Origin of the sequence: Jannaschia seohaensis (assembly GCF_900116765.1) — a bacterium.
Taxonomy (GTDB): domain Bacteria; phylum Pseudomonadota; class Alphaproteobacteria; order Rhodobacterales; family Rhodobacteraceae; genus Jannaschia; species Jannaschia seohaensis.
The window spans coordinates 1-21,463 of sequence record NZ_UETC01000021.1; the positions used below are offsets into that span (position 1 = coordinate 1).

The 21,463-nt window shown below is 66.0% G+C and carries 21 protein-coding genes, 2 tRNA genes and 1 pseudogene; 6 read left to right on the plus strand and 18 right to left on the minus strand.

Annotation, left to right across the window (positions count from 1 at the left end):
- Positions 1–659 precede the first annotated feature (659 nt).
- The 3 genes and pseudogenes from DTQ71_RS21720 to DTQ71_RS21730 form a co-directional block, all read right to left on the minus strand.
- On the minus strand, positions 660–2,630 hold the full coding sequence (locus DTQ71_RS21720) for a molybdopterin-containing oxidoreductase family protein (RefSeq protein WP_109566394.1): 1,971 nt from the start codon (positions 2,628–2,630) through the stop codon (positions 660–662).
- A gap of 208 nt (positions 2,631–2,838) precedes the next feature.
- A pseudogene (locus DTQ71_RS21725) lies at positions 2,839–3,471 on the minus strand (tyrosine-type recombinase/integrase).
- Positions 3,472–3,883: 412 nt separating this feature from the next.
- Positions 3,884–4,351 carry a cupin domain-containing protein gene (locus DTQ71_RS21730; protein ID WP_109566395.1) on the minus strand — a complete coding sequence of 156 codons (468 nt, stop codon included), beginning with the start codon at positions 4,349–4,351 and terminating at the stop codon, positions 3,884–3,886.
- A 79-nt stretch (positions 4,352–4,430) separates the two neighbouring features.
- Between DTQ71_RS21730 and DTQ71_RS21735 the strand changes: the two genes are divergently transcribed.
- Positions 4,431–5,381, plus strand: coding sequence for a LysR family transcriptional regulator (locus tag DTQ71_RS21735; protein WP_245947693.1), 951 nt, complete (start codon positions 4,431–4,433; stop codon positions 5,379–5,381).
- Between the two features lie 665 nt (positions 5,382–6,046).
- Here the strand turns inward: DTQ71_RS21735 and DTQ71_RS23715 are convergent.
- From DTQ71_RS23715 to DTQ71_RS21750, 3 genes are all read right to left on the minus strand, one after another.
- The gene (locus tag DTQ71_RS23715; RefSeq protein WP_170125539.1) at positions 6,047–6,211 is read right to left on the minus strand and encodes a hypothetical protein; all 165 of its coding nucleotides are present in this window, start codon (positions 6,209–6,211) and stop codon (positions 6,047–6,049) included.
- Between the two features lie 241 nt (positions 6,212–6,452).
- Positions 6,453–6,527, minus strand: a tRNA-Asn gene (locus DTQ71_RS21745).
- Positions 6,528–6,585: 58 nt separating this feature from the next.
- Positions 6,586–7,473, minus strand: a complete 888-nt coding sequence (locus tag DTQ71_RS21750; protein WP_109566397.1) for an MBL fold metallo-hydrolase — start codon at positions 7,471–7,473, stop codon at positions 6,586–6,588.
- On the opposite strand from DTQ71_RS21750, the gene DTQ71_RS21755 reads away from it, so the two are divergent.
- Positions 7,472–8,731: an ATP-binding protein gene (locus DTQ71_RS21755; protein ID WP_109566398.1), complete on the plus strand. Its 1,260-nt coding sequence runs from the start codon at positions 7,472–7,474 to the stop codon at positions 8,729–8,731. The two genes, DTQ71_RS21750 and DTQ71_RS21755, sit on opposite strands and share 2 nt — an antisense overlap.
- 311 nt (positions 8,732–9,042) lie before the next feature.
- Here the strand turns inward: DTQ71_RS21755 and infC are convergent, their stop codons facing one another.
- Positions 9,043–9,609 carry a translation initiation factor IF-3 gene (gene infC, locus DTQ71_RS21760; protein ID WP_109566399.1) on the minus strand — a complete coding sequence of 189 codons (567 nt, stop codon included), beginning with the start codon at positions 9,607–9,609 and terminating at the stop codon, positions 9,043–9,045.
- Positions 9,610–9,751: 142 nt separating this feature from the next.
- On the opposite strand from infC, the gene DTQ71_RS21765 reads away from it, so the two are divergent.
- Both DTQ71_RS21765 and DTQ71_RS21770 read left to right on the plus strand, forming a co-directional pair.
- Positions 9,752–10,630, plus strand: coding sequence for a hypothetical protein (locus DTQ71_RS21765; protein WP_109566400.1), 879 nt, complete (start codon positions 9,752–9,754; stop codon positions 10,628–10,630).
- Positions 10,631–10,741: 111 nt separating this feature from the next.
- Positions 10,742–11,431, plus strand: a complete 690-nt coding sequence (locus DTQ71_RS21770) for an RraA family protein (RefSeq protein ID WP_109566401.1) — start codon at positions 10,742–10,744, stop codon at positions 11,429–11,431.
- Positions 11,432–11,504: 73 nt separating this feature from the next.
- On the opposite strand, the gene DTQ71_RS21775 is transcribed toward DTQ71_RS21770, so the two are convergent.
- The 6 genes from DTQ71_RS21775 to cysG form a co-directional block, all read right to left on the minus strand.
- A complete protein-coding gene (locus tag DTQ71_RS21775) occupies positions 11,505–12,362 on the minus strand; it encodes a ferredoxin--NADP reductase (RefSeq protein ID WP_109566430.1) in 858 nt (285 codons plus the stop codon).
- Positions 12,363–12,430: 68 nt separating this feature from the next.
- Positions 12,431–12,850: a DUF934 domain-containing protein gene (locus tag DTQ71_RS21780; protein ID WP_109566402.1), complete on the minus strand. Its 420-nt coding sequence runs from the start codon at positions 12,848–12,850 to the stop codon at positions 12,431–12,433.
- A gap of 1 nt (position 12,851) precedes the next feature.
- Positions 12,852–13,601 (minus strand): phosphoadenylyl-sulfate reductase, encoded by a 750-nt coding sequence (locus DTQ71_RS21785; protein ID WP_109566403.1) that lies wholly within the window; start codon positions 13,599–13,601, stop codon positions 12,852–12,854.
- A complete protein-coding gene (locus DTQ71_RS21790) occupies positions 13,591–15,237 on the minus strand; it encodes a nitrite/sulfite reductase (protein ID WP_109566404.1) in 1,647 nt (548 codons plus the stop codon). The genes DTQ71_RS21785 and DTQ71_RS21790 overlap by 11 nt, the downstream gene beginning before the upstream one ends.
- Positions 15,237–15,542, minus strand: a complete 306-nt coding sequence (locus tag DTQ71_RS21795; RefSeq protein ID WP_109566405.1) for a DUF2849 domain-containing protein — start codon at positions 15,540–15,542, stop codon at positions 15,237–15,239. The genes DTQ71_RS21790 and DTQ71_RS21795 overlap by 1 nt, the downstream gene beginning before the upstream one ends.
- The gene (gene cysG / locus DTQ71_RS21800; protein WP_109566406.1) at positions 15,539–16,921 is read right to left on the minus strand and encodes a siroheme synthase CysG; all 1,383 of its coding nucleotides are present in this window, start codon (positions 16,919–16,921) and stop codon (positions 15,539–15,541) included. The genes DTQ71_RS21795 and cysG overlap by 4 nt, the downstream gene beginning before the upstream one ends.
- A 116-nt stretch (positions 16,922–17,037) precedes the next feature.
- On the opposite strand from cysG, the gene DTQ71_RS21805 reads away from it, so the two are divergent.
- Positions 17,038–17,517 carry an Lrp/AsnC family transcriptional regulator gene (locus DTQ71_RS21805; RefSeq protein ID WP_109566407.1) on the plus strand — a complete coding sequence of 160 codons (480 nt, stop codon included), beginning with the start codon at positions 17,038–17,040 and terminating at the stop codon, positions 17,515–17,517.
- A 366-nt stretch (positions 17,518–17,883) separates the two neighbouring features.
- On the opposite strand, the gene DTQ71_RS21810 is transcribed toward DTQ71_RS21805, so the two are convergent.
- The 5 genes from DTQ71_RS21810 to DTQ71_RS21830 all read right to left on the minus strand — a co-directional run bounded on the left by DTQ71_RS21810 (position 17,884) and on the right by DTQ71_RS21830 (position 20,436).
- Positions 17,884–18,345: a SixA phosphatase family protein gene (locus DTQ71_RS21810; protein WP_109566408.1), complete on the minus strand. Its 462-nt coding sequence runs from the start codon at positions 18,343–18,345 to the stop codon at positions 17,884–17,886.
- The gene (locus DTQ71_RS21815) at positions 18,342–18,950 is read right to left on the minus strand and encodes a 4Fe-4S dicluster domain-containing protein (protein WP_109566409.1); all 609 of its coding nucleotides are present in this window, start codon (positions 18,948–18,950) and stop codon (positions 18,342–18,344) included. Before DTQ71_RS21815 ends, DTQ71_RS21810 begins: the two co-directional genes overlap by 4 nt.
- A complete protein-coding gene (moaA, locus tag DTQ71_RS21820) occupies positions 18,947–19,957 on the minus strand; it encodes a GTP 3',8-cyclase MoaA (protein ID WP_109566431.1) in 1,011 nt (336 codons plus the stop codon). The genes DTQ71_RS21815 and moaA overlap by 4 nt, the downstream gene beginning before the upstream one ends.
- A 177-nt stretch (positions 19,958–20,134) precedes the next feature.
- Positions 20,135–20,260 carry a type B 50S ribosomal protein L36 gene (gene ykgO, locus DTQ71_RS21825; protein ID WP_005850168.1) on the minus strand — a complete coding sequence of 42 codons (126 nt, stop codon included), beginning with the start codon at positions 20,258–20,260 and terminating at the stop codon, positions 20,135–20,137.
- A gap of 101 nt (positions 20,261–20,361) precedes the next feature.
- Positions 20,362–20,436 (minus strand) — tRNA-Val (locus DTQ71_RS21830).
- Between the two features lie 147 nt (positions 20,437–20,583).
- On the opposite strand from DTQ71_RS21830, the gene DTQ71_RS21835 reads away from it, so the two are divergent.
- Positions 20,584–21,441 carry an N-formylglutamate amidohydrolase gene (locus DTQ71_RS21835; RefSeq protein WP_109566432.1) on the plus strand — a complete coding sequence of 286 codons (858 nt, stop codon included), beginning with the start codon at positions 20,584–20,586 and terminating at the stop codon, positions 21,439–21,441.
- The last annotated feature ends 22 nt before the right edge of the window (positions 21,442–21,463 follow it).

Below are 21,463 nucleotides of genomic sequence, written 5' to 3' on the forward strand. Positions count from 1 at the left end.
CATTGCCACGCCTTACGACCGCCGCGCCGATGTCTTCCTCTCCGCCGTCGCACTGGCCGCAACCGTCAGCTACTGGTTATCAGGCCGGAGCCTAGCGGCCAGAGAGCGTTCGACTCCGGTCCCGTCCCCTCCGTCACTTGCCCTCGCGAAAGCGTTCTCCCGATCCGGCGGCGGCCGGATTTTCTCGTTGTATTCGAGGGTTATGCGGGAAAGGCTGAGCACTGGCATAGTCGCTGGAAGGCCAGGAAGCGGTTTCTCTACCCCAAAATTCTCCGGACCTCATGACTGCGCCGATTTGGTGAATTCCTTTCAAGCCCCTGTATCCATGTGGCTTTTGGGGCCGACCACCTAAACAATTCGATCCCGGTGGCGTTCGGCGAGATGGAACAGAGATCGAACGTTCGCCATTGCGACCGTTCGCTGCGGCCGGCCCCAACGTCTGGGTCGCGGACTTACCGGACCGATGCGCCTGCGGCGTTGGTGGTCGTCCAGATCGCTTACCGACGGCTATTTCATCGCTACTGCGCAGCTCGGTTTCCCATAAGCGGTCGTTCGAGCATCGCTAGTTGGGCCAGATCGGAACCGGTCGTTCGCCGCGGAGCCACTTGATGTCTGACAAGCGGACTTTGCTGCCGTCGTGTTCCCCGACATCGCCGACCTTAGTTCGCCGCAGTCACCTTTACAAAGATGTCATTGAACGTTGGCTGTCCGCCGTCGGTCCAGTTGCTTTCGGCCAAACGGTTTGAGACCGGCGAACCATCCTTATCAGCGGTCCACCAAAACTTCCCTTCGAGAACAGTGGTGCCTCTGACAACGGTATCGGTGACACGTAGGATCGCCGGCAATGTGCCCTTTCCATTGTGGGCTACGACCCGATCGCCATCTTGCAATCCCAAGTTCGCGGCATCCGCCGGGTTCATCTCAAACGTGGGTATTCCCTGTTGTCCGGCCTGCCTTGGCATATTCGCGAATGTTGAGTTCAGGAGGTAGTGCGGCTTGACGGTAAGGAGCCGCAGTCTACCGTCCGGAAAGAGGTCGCTCACGTCGATGTCCTCCGGCCCGTCAAGAGCCGTAGACATCTTCAGTGTCCCTCCCATCGAAGCCGGGTCTCTCCTCGGCTGTGGCGCATAAAGCCAGCCTTGCCGATTGAGTGTCTCCCAGTCGAAGCCGTCCGGCAGGCAGGAACGGGCGGTTGTTTCGTCGTCTGCGAAGAGCGCTGGCTCGTCGAGTCCCATTTTACTTGCCAGGTGGCGCAGGATCTCGGTGTGAGGCTTGGCCTCACCCATCGGCGGGATGGCAGGTTTGTTCAGGCCCACGTAGCATTGGCCCCAGGAGCCCTGAACGTCGAAATGCTCCAGCTGGGTGGTAGACGGCAAGACGATGTCAGCATGTCGGGCGGTGTCGGTCATGAAGTGCTCGATCACGACCGTGAAGAGGTCATTTCGGCAGAGCCCGTGCCTAACCGTCTCCGCATCGATCTGGTTAACGACGGGATTGTGCCCCCAAACCATCAGTCCCTTGATTGGCGGATCGAGGTCAAGCGAGGTCAGGATCTGGCCAAGCTGGCCCCTGTGGAGGCTGCGTGTGCCCTCTGGTGAAAGTTCTGGGCACTCGGGTGCGGTATTGTCGAAGGTCGGATAGCCCTCGATGGAAAGGCCACCGCCGGGGAGCCTCCAGTGACCCGACAGGATCGCGAGCGCGCTCAGGCTCTTGACGAAGACATCACCAAACCGGGATTGCTGGGGGCCGATACCAACCCGAAGAGTGCCCGGACGAGCCGCCCCGTAAACTCGTGCGATCCGTACGACATCATCCGGCGCCACGCCCGTGATTTCGCCGACACGGTCCGGCGTCCAGGCTTGGATTTCCTCAAGATATGCATCCAGATCGTCGGCGGCCGAACGCGCGTATTCGAAATCGGCGATACCGTCCTCGACGAGCACATTCGCTATGCCAGCGGCAAGAAAAGCGTCCGTTCCTGGGCGGATTGGAATGTGTTCGTCGCATTTTGCGGCAGTTCGCGTCCGTCTGGGGTCGATGCTGATGATCTTGGCGCTCCGCGCCTTTCGCGCTTCGAGGCAAAAGTGCCAATGATGGTGGGCTGTGGACAGCAGATTTGCTCCCCATAGCAGGATGCATTCGCTGTTCGCGATCGTCTCGGGATCGAAGCTGATCGGGTGTCCTTCCGCAGCCACTGTGTTGCCGGACTGGCCGCACAGACTGCCGTGGAGGCGACTTGCGCCGATATGGTGAAAGAGACGCATGAGCGCGCGGCGCTGCAATGCCCCGGCTGAGCCCATGTCGTGAAGCGGCATCAACGCCTCGGAACCCCAGTCATCAATAATATTTCCAAACTCAGCGGCGATCTCGTGTATCGCTTCGTCCCAGGAAATTCGCTCGAACTCCCCGCTGCCCTTTGCTCCAGTGCGGCGCAACGGGTGGAGCAGACGATCCGGTGCGTAGGCCCGAGTTTGGTAGTCATTGATCTTGGCGCACAAGATACCGCGGGTGAAAAGATGCTGCTTGTTGCCGACAACCTTGGTAACTTGACCGTCTTCGACATGTGCCACCCAAGAGCAGCCGTCCTGGCAATCGTGAGGACAGCATCCCGGCACTTCCGAATTTGCCATATTACACACCTCCCCGAGATCGAATTCGTGCCCATAGGGAGATGATAACACAGTTAAGCATGTCAGCCGAATGTTGGGCTCATGCTGTCAAAGCGATGAGAAGTGGAAGACAACGCGCGGCCGCTCTGGGCTCTAAACGGACGCTATGGTCAGATGTGGGCAGTGTCCGGTCTTGGATGGCGGACGACTGCTGCCGTCCGCCAACGCCTCAGATGTCGATCTTCTCGGCGATGCCCAGGGCGTCGTCGAGTTCGACGCCGAGGTGTCGGGCCGTGCTGTTCACCTTGGTATGACCAAGCAAGAGCTGGACCGCTCTGAGGTTGCCAGTCTTCCTGTAGGTCAGCGCGGCCTTGGTCCTGCGTAGAGAATGCGTGCCATACCCGCTTGGATCGAGCCCGATTGCACATACCCAGTCATGAACGAGACGTGCGTACTGTCTCGTCGAGATGTGCGGTGAGCTGTGGAACCAGCTTGGGAACAGGAACACCTGACCAAGCACGGAGGGCGATGTCACCCACGCGAGTACCGATCTCCGGGTGTTCTCAGTTACCTAGAATTGCGCTGGACGCCCGGTCTTGCGCTGGACGACAGACGTGCGATCGCGGACGGAGCCGCCGGCGACGAGATCGATAACCTTGAGGCGAACCAGGTCACAGCCGCGAAGCTTGCTGTCGATCGCGAGGTTGAACAATGCCAGGTCCCGTAAGTTGTCCCCGAGTTTGAGCCGCGCACGAATGGCCCAGACCTGCCTGGGCAGAAGAGGACGTTTCTGGCCGATCGGCCGCCCCTTGTTCCACGGCGGGCGCGGTGGTCTGGTTGCTGGAAGCTGGATTCTGGACATGGTGAGGTTTCCATCCAGCCCTCCCTCACCAGGCACCGGCACCTTGCCGCCGGCCGGAGTCTACCCCGCGATAACGAATGACTGCTTCGCAATTGCCGGATCTGTCAGGCGTCGCTGCGCCGCAGTTGTCTGCAGTGAGCCCAACGTGCTCAATGCTGCGCCCTGTTCGAACCGGCGGAATGCGCGATTAGCGGACATATCAGGCAAAAGAGACAGCCGGGTGCGAACTTTCCCCGGCCATCCCACCGCTGCAATGCAGCTTCACCGAACCAGTCGTTCGCGCGGCGTGCAGCATCACAAGTCAGGCGTTCGACGGCTGTGCGGACAAAGCCGACTTTCTCATGTCTGGGTAGTACAGGTGCGGGCGCTGTTTGCGTCCCGCACCTGTGGTGCTTGCGTTTTGCGGGTCGGGTCAAGCTGGTGCTTCGGCCGGAGCCACAAATGTCATGCCAACTTTCTCCGCGAGGGATAACACAGACGGAATATCTGGCTCGCTGGGTTCCGGCAGTTCGGTCTGGCCCTCAGGAAGGGGGTGTCCGATTCCGGTAAAAAACTTGTCGTGCATGTGCCCGGGCGCGTTGATGATCAAGAGGCGGGCCGGCTTGTCTCCGACCGCTTGGAACGCGTGCACGGCCCCATCGGGAATTGCCACGTGATCGCCTGGACCAGCCAGGATTTCTTTGCCATCGACCATAAAACCAATCTGCCCATCGATGATATAGAACGACTCCGTCTCGCCCGCGTGGTGGTTCGGCGGCGCACCGGCTCCAACCGGGACAAGGCATTCGACAAAGCAGAACTTGTCCATCGTCTCGGACGGAAAGGCATGAAACTTCATGAGTATGTTCAGAACGTTATAGGTGCGGGGGCGATCCAGCATCTTGATCCTCCTAGGGCTGATCGTTGGAGCTGATCTCAGGCTACTCGCGCCAGGTTAATCTGTTAAATCGATAGATTGTATGATATCAATTGTCATGGCAAATTTATCCAGCTTTGATCTGAACCTCCTGCGTGTGCTCGATGCGCTGCTGATTGAGCATTCCACCGTAAGGGCCGGTGCGCGTTTGGGCCTCTCCCAGCCAGCCGTATCCGGAGCGCTGAAACGGCTTCGCCTGTCTCTCGGCGACGAGTTGTTCTTTCGGAGCGGACAGAAGCTCGAAGCGACCGAGTTCGCCCTCTCGCTCAAAGAACCGCTTCAAGACATTCTGAGCCGTGTCGAAGCGCTGATCCGCGCACAGGATGCGTTCGACCCTGCGACCGCAGAACACAGTTTCCGTATTTCGGGCAGCGACTTCTTTGCCGAAATGCTCATGCCAGCATTGGCCGAGCATTTGACAGCACATGCTCCTTCACTGCGTGTTCACCTCGTCGACCTTATCCCAGACGACCGTGTTGACACCTTGGCAAGCCACGACGTGGATTTTGCCTTGCTCCCTGAAACGCCGTTGCCCGACTGGGCAGAAGGCCAACCGGTGTTCAGCTCAACCTTCTCTGTCATTGCCAGGAAAGCTCACCCAAGGACAACCGAGCTTGCGCTTGCACGAGGCGATGTCATGCCGCTCGACCTCTTCTGCGACCTTGGGCATGTGCTGTTTTCGACTGAAGGCAATCCTAAAGGCCTTGGGGATGAGGCCCTTGCGCGGATCGGGCGCGAACGTAATGTGGCAATGACCCTGCCAGTTTTCTCTGGAGTATACCGCGCCGTCGCCGGTTCTGACCTCATCGCCTTGCTTCCATCCGCGTTGGCACATCGCATTGCCAAATCAGCAAATCTCAATGTGTTTGAGCCTCCGATCCGCGTGGATCCGGCCCGGTTGGTTCTAATTTGGCACCGTCGGTTTTCTGACAGCCCGCCACACCTGTGGTTGAGAAGCCGGATAACTGAGCTGTTGCAACCCTTGAATGCTTGAACGACGCAATGACAGCAGAGTGCTCAAGTGTCGATTCCGGGCTCAGAACCGTCATCTGAGTTTTTCTGTCGGATGTTCAGGGGTCGAACGGCCGCTTTCTAGCCCGGGGGTTGGTTCTCTTGGCGGTCTAGGCGAATGACGGCATGTCACCGCGGAATTTAATCGCCGCGTTCGCGAACCGCAGATGCCAGCCACTCGCGCGCGGCAGCCAAGCGACCGTTTCGTTCCGCAACCCGGACCTTGAGGTCTGAGATCTCGCTGCACCGGTCACGGATGACCGCTTTTCCTTCTGCGCCGCAGCGGTCAGGACCAGAGGTGTTTATGCTGCATTTGCTAGGGCTTCTGCTGGGTCACTTCTGGAAAGAGCTCACTGCCGTCATCTGACGGTTTTTGTCGGATGACGGCTTTGCCGCGGACTGCGGACATCACTGCGTTGATTCCATCGGCCACACCATCGTGATTCAAAGGCGACAGGAGGATATTCCATGTCGCATCTGTTCTGACTCGACCGCGAGCACCTGAAACGCATCCAGCACTTGTTCCCAAAGCCACGCGGCGTTGCTCGGTCTGACGACCGGAAGGTTCTCAGCGGCATCATCCATGTCATTCGCAATGGCCTGCGATGGGCGGGATGCACCAGCCGAGTATGGGCCGCATAAGACGCTCTATCTCAGCCCCGCCCAGTTCGAGGACCGCAACGCCCGCACACCTGTCAAAACCGCCGCGTGATCCTGGCTGCGCTTGACCTCCTGCCAGTGATCGTAAACGCGGGCGAGATCGTTTTCCAACGGATCGGCGCTGCCTCGCAGAGCTTTCATCACTTCGGACATGCGGTCTCCTGCGCTCGGCGCCTCGAGGCGGAGTTCTCAGGATTTCGCCAAACGTCCGGAATTTCAAACGGAATTCGGCTACGCGGCTGTGAGGCAGCCCGAGAGCGGTACTTTCGCCGTGCGCAATGCCCCGCCACGTCTAATCGTGCTCGCGGTGGCGACTCCGTGGCGATTCAGGCGAAAGACGAAAGGTCGCCCGAAGCGACCTGATGCCCAAGATTCGGATTTCGTTGAAATATTTTGGCTCCGGCGGTAGGGATCGAACCTACGACCAATTGATTAACAGTCAACTGCTCTACCGCTGAGCTACGCCGGAACACGGGCGTTCGATTAGCGGGCGCGTGAGTTGGGCGCAAGGGGGGCGGTGGGATTTTTCAGAGCCTTTGCCAAAGGGCGTCCGGATGGATATCCGGCGCGGCGGCAACGCGGCCGGTTTGCTCCAGGTGGACCAGGTGCGCCAGCAGGTTCCGGGCGGCGGCTCCGTGGAGCGGGGGCGGCGTGTCGGCATAGATCTGGGGGACCAGATCCGCGATGCGCTGTGGGCGGGAGAGGGCGGCGAGCACGGCGGCCTCTCGTCCCAGGCGATGGGTGCGCAACGCGCGGCATCGGGCGGACGAGGCGTCGATGGGCGCGCCATGGCCGGGGTGGAACCGGCGCGCTTCCAGCGCCTCCAAGCGGTCCAGCGAAGCCATGAACTGCCCCAGATCGCCATCGGGCGGGGAAATCAGGGTCGAGGCCCAGCCCATCACCGTATCGCCTGTGAAGGTCTCGTTCCGCTCCCGCCAGTGCAGCGAGAGATGGTTCGCCATATGCCCCGGCGTGTGCAGCGCCTCCAGAGTCCACCCCTCGCCGGTGACCAGCGCGCCATCGGCCAGCCTCTCGTCCGGGCGGAAGCCCGCGTCCACGCCCTCGCCGCCGCCGACCAGCCCGTCGAGCCCGCGCATGACCGCGCTGCGCCCCGCCTCGGACGGCCCGAAGGCCAGGACGGGCGCGTCCAGCTTGTCGGCGAGCGGGGCGGCGCCGGGCGAGTGGTCCAGGTGCGAATGCGTCACGATCACCGCGCGCACCGGTCGGCCGGCTACGGCCCGTTCCAGCGCCGCAAGATGCGCGGCATCGTCGGGGCCGGGATCGATCACGGCCAGATCCGTGGTGCCCAAAACATAGCTGTTCGTGCCCGTTTCGGTCATCGGCGACGGGTTCGGCGCGACGAGACGGCGCAGGCCGCTTTCGCCCTGTCCCTCTGCGTCGTAGCTATCCGTCATGTCCGATCTCCTCGCTCCGAACCCGAGCCCGCCCGCCTCCCGGCGCTGGATGCCGCGCAGTTTCTACGCCCGCGCGGCGCTCATCCTGACCGTGCCGATCGTGGTGCTGCAGCTTGCCGTCGCGGTGATGTTCCTGCAACGCCATTACGAGGATGTCACCGTTCAGATGACGACCAACATGGCGCGCGAAGTGGCCCTCGTGCGGGGGCGGCCCGACCTGGCAGGCCCTTTGGGGATCGAGTTGGGCCAGGGTCCGGTTTCCAACCGGATCGGCGTCTGGGACCTGTCGGGCCGGGCCATGCGCGAGCAGTTCGAGCAACTTTTCGAGGGGGTGCGCGTCGATGCGCTCACCACGCGGAAGCAGGTGCGGCTGGGCTTCGCCGATGGCACCTGGATGGAGTTCTCCCGCTCCAGCGTCTCGGCCTCGAACCCGCACCAGCTGCTGGTGCTGATGGTAGGGGTCGCGTTGCTGATGACGGCCATTTCGTTCCTGTTCATGCGCGGTCAGATCCGGCCGATCTACCGGCTCGCCCGGGCAGCGGAGGCGTTCGGGCGGGGCCAATCGATGAAATACGTCCCCACCGGCGCCCGCGAGGTGCGCGCCGCGGGCACCGCGTTCCTGCACATGCGCACCCGGATCGAGCGGCATATCGAGCAGCGGACGTTGCTGTTGTCGGGGGTCAGCCACGATCTGCGCACCCCGCTCACCCGCATGAAGCTGGAACTGTCGATGATGGAGGGCCCGGAGGCCGAGGAGTTGACCCGCGACGTCGCCGCGATGGAGCGGATCATCGACACCTTCCTCGACTTCGCCCACGAGGACGCCGTGGCCAAGCGTGAGCCCGTGGATGCGCTGGATCTGCTGCGGGAGGCCGCGCGGACGGCGCCGGGCGATGTCGAGATCTGGGGCGTCCCCGCGACCGTGGACCTGCAAGCCGGGAGCATCGTCCGCGCCCTCGGCAACCTGATGGGCAACGCGCTTAGCTATGGTTCGTGCGCCCGGGCCGGGGTGACGGTCTCGGACCAGACCGTCGCGTTCACCGTCGAGGATGACGGGCCCGGCATTCCCGAGGCCGATCGCGAGGCGGCGACGCGGCCCTTCTCCCGGCTCGACACTGCGCGCAGCAATACGCGGGGCAATGTGGGGCTGGGCCTGTCGATCGTGCGGGACGTGGCGCGGGCCCATGGCGGCGTTCTCCGCCTGGGACAGTCGGAGACGCTGGGCGGCCTCAAGGCGGAGATCGTGATTCCGATCTGATCGGCCGCGCGGGGAGGTCGGAGGGGGACGGTTCGCCGGGCTTGCGGTCGTCCCATGCTTGCGGTCGTCCCATGTCGGCGCTGAGGGCAGGGATCCGGATCGCGGCCATGGCCGATGTCCCCACATGCGCCACAGCGTGTTTCCATATCCTCTGACGCGGCCCGGGGCCCGGGCAGGGGCTGGCGAAGGCCGGACGGGGGCGAGCGCCAACCGTCCCTCGGGAGGCGCGTATCGCGCCCGTCCCTGCGCCCCGCCGAAAACAGGAAGCCCCGGCGCAGGGCCGGGGCTATTTCGCGGATGGAAGATGGGGATCAGCGCTGCGAGGGGCCGATCATCATCACCATCTGTCGGCCTTCCATCTTGGGGAAGTTCTCGACCTTGCCGATATCCTTGGTGTCTTCGGCCACCCGCTCCAGCAATTCGCGCCCCAGATTCTGGTGCGCCATCTCGCGGCCGCGGAATCGAAGCGTGACCTTCACCTTGTCCCCGTTCTCCAGGAACTTGACGACGTTACGCATTTTCACGTCGTAGTCGTGGGTGTCGGTGTTGGGGCGGAACTTCACCTCCTTCACCTCGATGGTCTTCTGCTTCTTGCGCGCCTCCGCCTCTTTCTTCTGCTGTTCGTATTTGAACTTGCCGAAGTCCATGATCTTGCACACGGGCGGGTTGGCGTTGGGGCTGATCTCCACCAGGTCGAGCCCTGCATCTTCCGCCAACTGGCGGGCGCGGGAAGGGCTGACCACGCCGACATTCTGGCCGTCTGCGCCGATCAGTCTGATCTCGACGGCGCGGATTCGGTCGTTAACGCGGGGGCCGGTGTCGCGCGTCGGAGGCGCGTTGTGGGGTCTGCGGGCGATGGTCGTGGTCCTTTTCGTCATTCGGTCAGGCGCGCAAGGTAGCCGTTTGACGCCTTTTCTTCAAGGCGCGGATGCGTGCGCGGGAACCCCTTGCAGGGATATTTCGTTGGTCGCCCGACTAGGATATGCCCACGACGCACAACCCGCTCAAAGGAGCCATCCCATGTCCCGCAATGTGATTGTCGGTTTGGCCGTTCTGGTCGTCGCCGCCCTGTCCTGGATCGTCATCGACAGCCTTTCGGATGGCGAGGTTGCTGAAACGAGCGACGCCGAGGTTGTGGAGGACGAGGCGGCGGAGCCGACCCCCGCGGTCACCGCGCCGGTCGAGGAAGCGGAGCCTCCGGCCGCGACCGAAGAGCAGGCGCCAGCGGAAAGCGCGCCCGAGGCGAGCGAGGCTGCCGAGACCGACGCCGCTGAGACCGAAGCGGAGGCCGCGGCGACGGCCGAGGATGTCGGCGCCGAGCCAGCGGCCGCGACTGAGGCCGAAGAGGACGCGGCACCGGAGGCGGTCGAGGGCTCGGCGGAGCCGGCCGCTCAGGACGGCACGGATGCGGCCGAGGCTCCGGCGGAGACGACAGAAGAGGCTGCGACGGAGGATGCCGCCGCCGAAGCAGGCGCGACGGGCGATGCGGCGGCCACCGAAGAGACCGCTGCCGAACCCGAACAGCCGGCGGAAGAAGCGGCCGGAGCCGTGGAAGAGGGGGGCGCATCGGACGGCCCCGCCGAGGAACCTGCTGTCGAAGAGTCGCTCGCCACAGAGCCTGCAACCGAGGAGGCCCCCGCGACCGAAGAGACCCCCGCAACCGAGGAGGCCACCGAGGCGGAGAGCATGGCGGCGCCCTCGGGAGAGAGCGAACTCGCCGCGCTGTTGACCCGCGAGGGCTTCGACGTCGAGGCGCTGCGGACGATCGTGGAGACGAGCGATGCGCTCGATGCGGTGGGCCGGGTCGCCCTCTCGACCGCGCTGGACCAGGCCGAGACCAGCCCGGAATTCATCGATGCGACGATCCTGGCCTTCAAGCGGCGCTTCGGGATGGAATGAGTTGCTCGGCCACGTGATCGGCCGACGCACGGGGCCGCGCCGACTGGCGCGGCCTTTTTCGTTTGCGTGCCCTCGCTGGTCGCTCCAAACCAGCATGACGGAGGGACCGCAATGATCGAAGAACCGAAACGGCTGCGTATCGCCCGAAGCCCGCGCCGCCCGACCGAGGCGCATATCGCCGCCTTCGCAGGTATCCCGACAGGCTTCGTGGTCGATGCGATGTGGGGCAGCGGCGCCATGGATGCGTCCATCGCGCCGCTGCCCGGCTTGCCGGACCGCGTCCATGGCCCGGCGATGACGGCGGGCAACCGGCCCGGAGACCTGTTGGCGACCTTGGGCGCGATCCACCTCGCCCAGCCCGGCGATGTGATCGTGGCCGAGGCGCAGGGGTATATGGGCTGCGCCGCCGCCGGCGACCGTGTGATGGGGATCCTGAAGAATCGGGGCGGGGTAGGCTTGGTCACCGATGGACCGATGCGCGATCTCGATGGGCTTCAGTCGGTGGGCCTGCCGGTCTGGTGCCGGGGGCTGACGCCGAACTCCCCGGTGGCGCGGGGGCCGGGCACGGTGGGCCTGCCCGTGATCGTGGGCGGGATCCCGGTCGAGGCGGGCGACATGATCGTGGCCGATCGCGACGGTGTCGTCGTCGTGCCTTTCGCCCGAATCGACGAAACCATCGCCGCGCTTGCCCGGGTCGCCGAGGCGGAGCGGGCCCTGGATGCTGAGGTCGCCGAGGGGCGCGACCAAGTCGGGCTGATCGGCGAGATGCTTGAACGGGGCGACGAGGTGGAGTGGGTGTAGGGCGCGCATCTGCGCGCCCCACGGGCTGCACCGCGCTCGGACCCAGACCGGGAGACGGCGCGGAGGGAGCCGTCTAGCCGACGAACGCCTTTTCGACGACGAAGTGCTTCGGGTCGGAATTCGCGCCTTCCTCCAGGCCATAGCCTTCGAGGATCGCTTTCAGATCGGTATTCAGCCCAAGCGAGCCGCAGATCATCGCGCGGTCGGTCTCGGGCGAGATGCCTTCGATGCCGAGGTCGCGGAAGACCGTCCCATCCTCCAACAGATGCGTGATCCGCCCCATCTTGGGGCTCTCTTCCCGGGTGGTCGTCGGGTAGTAGGTCAGCTTGGCGAGGTTCTCCTCGCCCAGCAACTCCTGCATCATCTCGTCGGCGCGCAGGGAGTCGATCAGACGGCGGCCGTATTCCAGCTCCGCCACGTCGCGCACGGTGTGGGTGATGATGACCTGCTCGAACCGCTCATAGGTCTCGGGATCGCGCAGCAGCGAGGCGAAGGGCGCAAAGCCCGTCCCGGTGGCGAAGAACCACAGCCGCTTGCCCGGCAGCAGCGCGTCATGGACGAGCGTGCCCACGGGCTTCGGCCGCAGGATGATCTGGTCCCCCGGCTGGATATGTTGCAGCTTCGACGTCAGCGGACCGTTCTGCACCTTGATCGAGTAGAACTCCAACTCGTCGTCCCAGCTGGGCGAGGCGATGGAATAGGCTCGCAGAAGCGGCTTCTGGCGGCCGGTCTTCGGGTCCGGGTCGCCCATCAGCCCGATCATCACGAACTCGCCCGAGCGGAAGCGCAGGCTCGCGGGGCGGGTCACGCGGAAGCTGAACAGGCGGTCGGTCCAGTGCTGAACCGCCGTCACTGTCTGCGCGTCGGGCAGGACCGGCTGGGGCGTTGCGTTGACGGGGGTGGCGTGGGTCACGGGGCGATGCTCGGTCATGTCTTTCATGGGCGCAGGACTGCGCCCCTCCGGGGGGTCTAGTCGTTGAGACAGATCAAGGGAAGGCGTCAGAAGGCGCGGGCGCGGCCCAGACGGGATTGGTAATCATGGGCTTGCCAGTCGGCGCGGGCCAGCCAGTGCGGCTCGGGCTGGCGGGCGGCGAGGCTTTCGTCGATTTCCACCTCGTCGAACCCGCAGCGCCGCGCCATCGCGTATTGGTCGGCCAGCACGTGACCCTTGGCCCGCAGACGCCCGCGATAGCCGGCTCGGCGCAGCTGTCGCGCGATTGTGAAGCCGCGCCCATCGGCGAAGCTGGGGAAGTCCACACGAATTGCGCTCATCTCGTCCAGACGGGCGAGCACCGGCGCGAGATCGGCGTCGGAGGCCACGTCCACGGCGACCGGCCCGTTGGCGGGCAGGTCGTCGGAAGAGACGAAACGCGCGTTCAGGTCGTCCGGGGCAAAGCCGGAATCGGTCACGATGGGCATGTCAGAGGCTCGCGTCGGTCTTGGGAGAAGCGGGCCAGATCCGCGCCCCGTCGAAATGGATGCCGCATTCGGCCTTCTCCGACGCACGCCAGCGGCCGGCCCGCGGGTCTTCGCCCGGCAGGGTCGAGGTCGTGCAGGGCGCGCAGCCGATGGAGGTGAAGCCATTCGCCACCAGCGGATGCCGGGGCAGGGCGTGGCGCTCCATATAGGCGGCGAGTTCCGCGCCGCTCCATTTGGCCAGCGGGTTGATCTTGATATGGGGGCCGTCGACCTCGAACAGCGGGAGGCTCGCCCGCGCGCCGCCATGGATGCGCTTGCGCCCGGTGATCCAGGCGTCGAACCCTTGCAGGCTCAACTCCAGCGGCTTCACCTTGCGGATGGCGCAGCAGGCGTCGGTATCGACGCGGTTCAGCTCCCCGTCCGGGTCGTGCATGAAAAGGTCGGCGGCATCGGGACGGATGACGCGGATATCGGTCAGGCCGAGTGTCTCCGCGACCTCGCGCTGGTAGGCCAGCGTCTCGGAAAAGAGCATCCCCGTCTCCAGGAACAGCACGGGCCGCGTCGGATCGATCTGCGCCAAGAGGTGCAGCAGCACCACCGAGTCGGCACCGAAGGAGGACACCATCGCCACCTCGCCCAGGCGGGCATCGCGCAGGGCGTGGTCGAGGATCGTCTCGGCGGAGGCCTCCGCCAGATCGGCGTTCAGCTGCGCCGCGCGGGCGGTCAGGAGGGCGTGGACGTCAAGCGGCATGGGCTTTCTCCTCGGGGTAGAGCGCGGCCTTGAACGGCGCGGCGCCCAGGCGGCGATAGGCGGCCAGGAAAGTTTCGTCGGTGTCGCGGCGCAGCTTCAGATAGGCGCGGACCAGCCGCTCGACGGCCGGGACGATCTGATCGTAGGCGAAGCCGGGACCGGCGCGTTCGCCGATCGTCATCGTCTCGGTCCCGTCGCCGCCCAGGGTGATCTGGTAGTTCTCGACCCCCGCGCGATCGAGGCCGAGAATGCCGATATGGCCCACATGGTGGTGGCCGCAGGCGTTGATGCAGCCCGAGATCTTGATCTTCAGTGCGCCGATCTCCCGCTCCAGCGGTTGCAATGCGACCGCCAATCCTTGCGCTACCGGGATTGAGCGGGCCGTCGCCAGCGCGCAGTAATCCATCCCGGGGCAGGCGATGATGTCGCTCGCCAGCCCGACATTCGCCGTCCCGAGCCCCGCCTTGTTCAGGCGCGCGTAGATCGCGGGCAGGTCGGCGCGGCGGACATGGGGGAGGATGACGTTCTGCTCGTGGGAGATGCGCAATTCGCCATAGCCATAGCGCTCGGCCAGGTCGGCCATCAGCCGCATCTGGTCGGCGGTGGCATCGCCCGGCGTCTGGCCATGCGCCTTGATCGAGATCGTCACGATGGCGTGGTCGGCGCGCTTATGCGGCGTGACGTTCGCTTCGAGCCAGCCTTGCAGCGCGGGATCCAGCCGGTCCGGCAGGGGCGATGAGGCCCGGAAGGGCGGAAGAGCGAATTGCTTCCGGATCCGGTCCAGCGCGTCCATGTCGCGCCCGTCGAACTGGGCGCGCAACTCGGCAAAGCGGGCCTCCACCTGGGCGCGCATCTCGTCCAGCCCGTTCTCGTGCACGGTGATCTTGATGCGTGCCTTGTACTTGTTGTCGCGGCGGCCGAGGCGGTTGTAGACGCTGACGATGGCCTCGCAATAGGGCAGCAGATCGGCCAGGGGCAGGAAGTCGCGTATGGTCTTGCCGACCATCGGCGTGCGGCCCAGCCCGCCCCCGACCAGCACTTCGAACCCGGTTTCGCCGTCCCGCTCCGTGGCGACCAGCCCGATATCATGCGCCTTCGTCACGGCGCGGTCGTTGGGCGAGCCGCTCACGGCGATCTTGAACTTGCGCGGCAGGAACTGGAATTCCGGGTGGTCCGTGGACCATTGCCGGAGCAGTTCCGCATAGGGGCGCGGGTCTACGAGTTCGTCGGCGGCGGCCCCGGCGAAATGGTCGGCGGTCACGTTGCGGATCGTGTTGCCCGAGGTCTGGATGGCGTGCATCCCCACCTCCGCCAGCCGGTCCAGCATGTCGGGAATGTCCCGCAGTTTGGGCCAGTTATACTGGATGTTCTGGCGCGTGGTGAAATGGCCGTAGCCCTTGTCCCACCGCTCCGCCAGTTCCGCCAGCACGCGCATCTGATCGGCCGAGAGTGTCCCATACGGGATCGCCACGCGCAGCATATAGGCGTGGAGTTGCAGGTAGACGCCGTTCATCAGGCGCAGCGGCTTGAATTCGTCCTCGGTGAGGCTGCCATCCAGGCGGCGCTCCACCTGAGCGCGGAATTGGGCGTTCCGCTCGGCCAGAAAGGCGGTGTCAAATTCGTCGTATTGGTACATCAGAGCACCTCGTGCGCTTTGCCGTGGGCGTAGTTCGTGGGGCCGGAGGCGCGGAACGCCTCGCGGAAATGGACGGGCTCGGGGCCGTCGGGGCCGGGGGTCACGTCGGCCAGGTAAACGCCGACGACCGTCTCGGTCTGACGGCTGGCGTCCAACAGGCGCGCTTCGGCGACAGCCTCGTCCTCGTAGATTTCGGCCTCTTTCAGCGAGACGACCCAGCGGTCATCGGCCGCGAGGTAGACGACATCGCCCTCGATCAGACGGTTGGCGGTGACGACCTTGGGGATGAAGGGGCGGCGGCTCATAGGGCGATCTCCCGGTCGGCGAGGGCGGCCTGCGCGGCGCGGGGCGCCAGGCCGTGGAGGAGGAGGGCGGGGCCGTCCACGCCGTTCAGCGCGTCGGGCAGGGTGGCGAGAGTGGCGGCGACGATCCGCTGCTCGGGGCGCGATGCGTTCTCGACCACGGTCACCGGGGTCTCGGGCGCCGCCCCATGCATCATCAGGCGGCCCTGCATCCAGCGCGCGGCGCGCTTGCCCATGTAGATCGCGGCGACCTCTCCGGGCCGGGCCAGCGCGCGCCAGTCCTGATCGGCGAAGCCCTTGACGTCGTGCCCCGTGAGGAACCGCACCGCGCCGTTGCGGCCGCGTTTCGTCAGGCTCTGCCCGATCGCCGCGACCGAGGCGGAGGCGGCGGTGATGCCGGGGATGACGGCCCAGGAGAGGCCCGCGCGGTCCAGTGCCTCGATCTCTTCGTCGAGGCGGCCGAAGACGGCCGGGTCGCCGCCCTTGAGGCGCACGACATGAGCGCCGTTCAGGCCGTGTTCGACGATGAGCGCGTCGATATCCGCCTGCGCCATGGAGGGGCCGAACCCCGTCTTGCCCGCTTCGATGATGGTCGCTTCGCGGCGGGCGAGCTCCAGGATAGCAGGGGGGACAAGCCGGTCGTGGATCACGACATCGGCCTCGTGCAAGGCCTTGCGGGCCTTGAGCGTCAGCAATTCGGGGTCGCCGGGCCCCGCGCCGACAAGATCGACGTGACCGGGGCGCTCATCGGCCTGGAGATGCTCGGCCAGCAAGCTGGCCAGCGCCTCTCCGACGGCCTCTTCGCCCTGATCGGCGGCCCGCGGTCCGGCGTGATCGTAATACGCGGCCCAGAAACGGCGCCGGGCGGCGCCCATCGGCAGCGCCTCGGCCATCTTGCGGAAGCCCTTCCCGACCCGTGCGAGCAGGCCCAGCCGCGCGGGCAGTCGCTCTTCGAGCTCCGCCTTGATCTTGCGGGCGAGGACGGGGGCCGCGCCCTCGGTGCCGATGGCGATGGTCACGGGGTCGCGGTCGACGATGGCCGGGGTGATGAATTGCGAGTTGGCGAGATCGTCGACCACGTTCACAAGCGCGCCATCCGCCGCCGAAAGGCGCAGGCTGACCGCGTCCTTGGCGGCATCCTCATGCGCGGCATAGGCGATGACGCAGCACAGGGCGTCGCCCGGCTCTTGGGCGCGGGGGATCAGGGCCAGGCGGCCCTCGGCGGCCCAGCTCTGGATCTCGGGCGCGGGATCCTCGGCCACGACGGTGAGACGGGCGGTGGTCTTGAGCAGCAGGCGCAGCTTGGCGATAGCGGCGTCACCACCTCCGGCGACCAGGACGCGGCGGCCTTCGAGGGCGAGGAAGACGGGGAAATGGTTCATGGCAGCCTCGTTGCTTGCCCGCGAATATAGGACGATTTCCCTGTGTTCTGCGATAGGGAGGGTTATAACAGGGATGAATGACGGAATAACGGCGAGCACTTGGGAAAGGCGTCTAGATGTCAGATGATTTGCAGACACGGGTCCAGCTCGACGCGCTCGATCGGAAGATCCTCCGCGAGATGCAGCGCGATGCGTCGCGGTCGCTTGAGGAAATCGCGCGGGAGGTGGGGTCTTCGAAGACGCCGGTTTGGAATCGGATCCGGAAGATGCGCGAGGCCGGGGTGATGGGGCCGCCGGTGGCGGTGGTCGATCCGGACGCGCTGGGGCTGGAGGCGTGTTTCTTCGTGCTGATCCGGACCTCGGAGCATGAGGCGGAGTGGCAGGCCCGCTTCCTCGCCGCGCTCCGCGCCCGGCCGGAGGTGCAGGAGGCGCATCGGCTCGCGGGAGATATCGATTATATTCTGAAGGTTAGGGTCGCGAATGCGCGTGCCTATGACGTGTTCTATCAGGCGCTGATCTCGGAGGTGCGGGTGTTCAACGTGACGGCGCTCTTGTCGATGGAGGAGTTGAAGTCGGAGACGGCGTTGCCGGTTTGAGCGGTCGAGATTTGAGGATTTTTGAACCCGTGATGGGGGGCTGGGCGCGCGACTGTCCCGGTCGGCCTTTGGTGGGCCGGGTCGTGATCTCGGTCGTGATCTGGGTCGTGATTTTGGTCGTGACGCGATCGGCGCACTGGCGCGGCTTTAGCTCGGCGCGCGGGGGCCTGGCCAAAATCGCTCCGCGTTGGACCGTCCGGGGCGGGGCGGGAGCAGAGGTCTGGCATGTTGTGCAAAATCCGGTCGCTCGGGGGCGGCGTTGCGCTGGGCCGTGCGGCGGCTGCGCCATCTGGGCGGCGGCTTGAGTCTTCGCGATGCGTCAGGGGGCGGGGAGGGACAGGGCCTCGGTGCCGTGGCTCGGGCGCCTCAGTCCTCCGCCATGTCGCGCGGGACGGCGAAGGCCAGGACGCGGCGGGCTTGGGTGTCGATCACGGCGGTGGCGCCGGTCGGGTAGCGGTCCCAGTCGGGATGGGCCGGGGGGGCGTCGACGGCCGCTTCGGCGGCTTCGGCGATGCCGGGATTATGGCCGATGACCAGGAGTGGGCTCTCGGTTGCGGCCCGGGCCAGGGTCAGGATCGTCCCCGGTCCGGCGAGGTAGAGGTCCGGGCGCAGCTCGGGCGGGACATCGAATCCCAGGGCGGCGCAGGTCTGCCGTGTCCGGACGGCGTCGGAGCAGAGGATGCGCGCGGGCGTGAAGCCCTGCGCCCGCAGCCAGGCGCCCATGCGCGGCGCCGCCTCGCGCCCGCGCTTGTTCAGCGGGCGTTCGTGGTCCTCCTGCATGGGGTCGCCCCAGGAGGATTTGGCATGGCGCATAAGGATCAGGATCATGGCAACTCGCGATGGAAGAAGGACATGTGATGGGCCGATTGCGCCGCCGGGCGGGGCGGCGAGACGGGGCAGGCGCGGCGGATGGCGCAGCCCTGGGCCATGCAGGCGTTCGGGCCCGACAGGTGGGCGTGGCAGGCGTCCAGGTCGTAGCCTTGCGGGTCGATCGCGCCGACCGGGCAGGCGGAGAGGCAGGGGGCCGCGCAGCCGTCGCAGGGAGAGGGCCGCGGGGCGGGCAGGGCGATGCGCCCGGGCAGCAGGAGCGCGCCGCGGGCGCTGACCATCAGGCCGTGGGTGTCGTGGACCAGGAGGTGAGCGGGCGAGACGTGGCAGCGGCCGGTGCGCAGCATCCAGGTCACGAAGGGTTGCGGCGGATCGCCGAAGGGGAAGCGGGCCTCTGCGCCGAGCTCCCGCGCCCAGGCGCCGATGACGCGGGTGGACCATGCATCGACCGGGTCCGGCGCGTTCCAGTCCGGGGCGGCGGTCAGGGCGGGCCAGAATGTCTGCGGATCGGGGCCGAGGATCAGGACGGTGCCGTCCTCGTGAAAGCCGCCAAGGATCGTGAGGGCGCGGGCCTGGGCCTGACGCTCCAGGTCCGCGTAGGTCATCCGCCGGTATGGCTCATATGCCGGGAGACCTGACCGTCGGCGCGTTGGCGGGAATAATCGAAATCGTGGCCCTTGGGTTTGCGCGCGATGGCGGTGCGGATCGCGTCTTCCAGGGGGGCGTCCGATTCGGAGGCGCGCAGCGGCGCGCGCAGATCGGCCATGTCTTCCTGGCCGAGGCACATGTAGAGTTGGCCGGTGCAGGTGAGGCGGACCCGGTTGCAGCTTTCGCAGAAATTATGCGTGAGCGGCGTGATGAAGCCGATCTGCTGGCCGGTCTCCTCCAGCCGGACATAGCGGGCGGGGCCGCCGGTGCGGTGGGCCAGTTCGGTCAGGGTATAGCGCTCGGCCAGGCGGGCGCGCAGATCCTTGAGCGGCCAATACTGGTCGAGCCGCAGGGTGCCGTCGGTGCCATCGCCCATGTCACCCATGGGCATGACCTCGATGAAGGTCAGGTCGAGATCCTCCCGTGCGGCCCAGTCGGTCAGATCGAAGAGCTCCGCTTCGTTGAAGCCTTTGAGCGCCACGGCGTTGATCTTGACGCGCATCCCCGCCGCGCGCGCCGCGTCGATACCGCGCAGCACCTTGGGCAGGGCGCCCCAGCGGGTGATGGTCTTGAACTTTTCGGGGTCCAGCGTGTCGAGCGAGACATTGACGCGCCGCACGCCGGCCGCCGCGAGCGGCTGGGCGAAGCGGTCGAGCTGCGAGCCGTTGGTGGTCAGCGTCAGCTCGTCGAGCCCGGCGCCGAGATTGCGGGACATGGCCTCGAAGAAGGTCATGATGCCGCGGCGGACCAGCGGCTCGCCGCCGGTGATGCGGAGCTTGCGGACGCCCATGCGCACGAAGGCGGAGCAAAGCCGGTCCAGCTCCTCCAAGGTCAGGAGATCCCGCTTGGGCAGGAAGGTCATGTGCTCCGACATGCAATAGGTGCAGCGGAAGTCGCAGCGGTCGGTGACCGAGATGCGCAGGTAGTCGATCCGGCGCGCGAAGGGGTCGATGAGAGGCTCCATGCGCGCGAAGCTATGCGCGGGCGCCCGGCGGGACAAGGGAGGGACGCCGCCCCCGCGGGGCATCGAGCCCCGCGCGGCCGGGCGCATCCGCGCGGCGCCCGGCGGGGCAGGGCGGCGCACAATGAAAAAGGGCCGCCCCCCGAAGGTGCGGCCCCGATCCTGTCGATCGTCCGGCGATCAGCCCTGGCGGGCCTTGAACCGCCGCTGGGTCTTGTTGATCACGTAGACCCGGCCCTTACGGCGCACGACGCGGCAGTCGCGGTGCCGGTTCTTCAGCGACCGGAGGGAATTGCGAACCTTCATGGCTGCTCTCCTATTGCCTGCGGAGCGCGCGCGCCCCTGGGTGAACCTTTGCCCCCGGAGGAGCGGTGAAACCTGTATCCGACCCGGCCTGGACCGGGCGGTGGTGGGCGATACTGGGATCGAACCAGTGACCCCTTCGATGTCAACGAAGTGCTCTACCGCTGAGCTAATCGCCCCTCCGCCACGGTGCGTCGATCGGAACCCGACCGTGCGCCCCGCGCTTTGGTGCGGCGGTGGATAGTGTCTTTCAAGAAGGCGTGCAAGGCCCCTTTCCCCGTTTTCGTCCGCGCTCTATTTGAAGGCCCAAGATAGGGATGTACCCGATGACGAAACCCCCATTCCGCTTGCTCCGGCCCAGCGCCGTGACCGCGCCGGTCGTGGTCGCGTCTCCGCATTCGGGGCGCAATTACGGTTGGGAGTTCCTGTCGCGCACGGTGCTCGACAGCGAACGGATTCGGTCCTCCGAGGACGCCTATGTCGATCTGCTGCTCGACCGCGTGCCCGCGCTCGGCGTGCCGGTCTTGCTGGCGGAGGTGCCGCGGGCGGTGCTGGACCTCAACCGCGCGGCGGAGGAACTCGACCCGGCGGTCATCCGGGACGTGCCGCGGGGCGCGACCAACCCGCGGGTGAGCAGCGGACTGGGCGTGATTCCCCGTGTGGTCGCTCAGGGCCGCGCGATCTATCGCGGCAAGATCAGCCATGCCGAGGCGCTGGAGCGGATCGAACAGGTCTGGCACCCCTATCACACACAGCTCGACGCGCTGCTCGCGGAGGCGCAGGCGCAGTTCGGCCATGCCCTGCTGATCGATTGCCACTCGATGCCCCATGAGGCGATCGAGGGGAGCGGCGGAGCGAGGGGCACGCCGGAGATCGTCCTGGGCGACCGGTTCGGCGCCTCCAGCGATCCGGGGCTGGTCGAGATGGTGGAAGAGGTGTTCACCGATTTGGGCTTCCGCGTGGCGCGCAATGCGCCTTTTGCCGGGGCCTACACGATGCAGGCCTATGGCAAGCCGGCCCAGGGGCGTCACGCGCTCCAGATCGAGATCGACCGGGCGCTCTATCTGGACGAGGCGCGGGTCCGGCCCAACGACCGATTCGATGGGATGCAGAACCTGATGACCGAGGCGCTGTCGCGCATCTGCGCGGCGATGCGCCCCTCGCGGGAAGTGGCTGCGGAGTAGCTCGGCGACCGCGAAAGTGGGT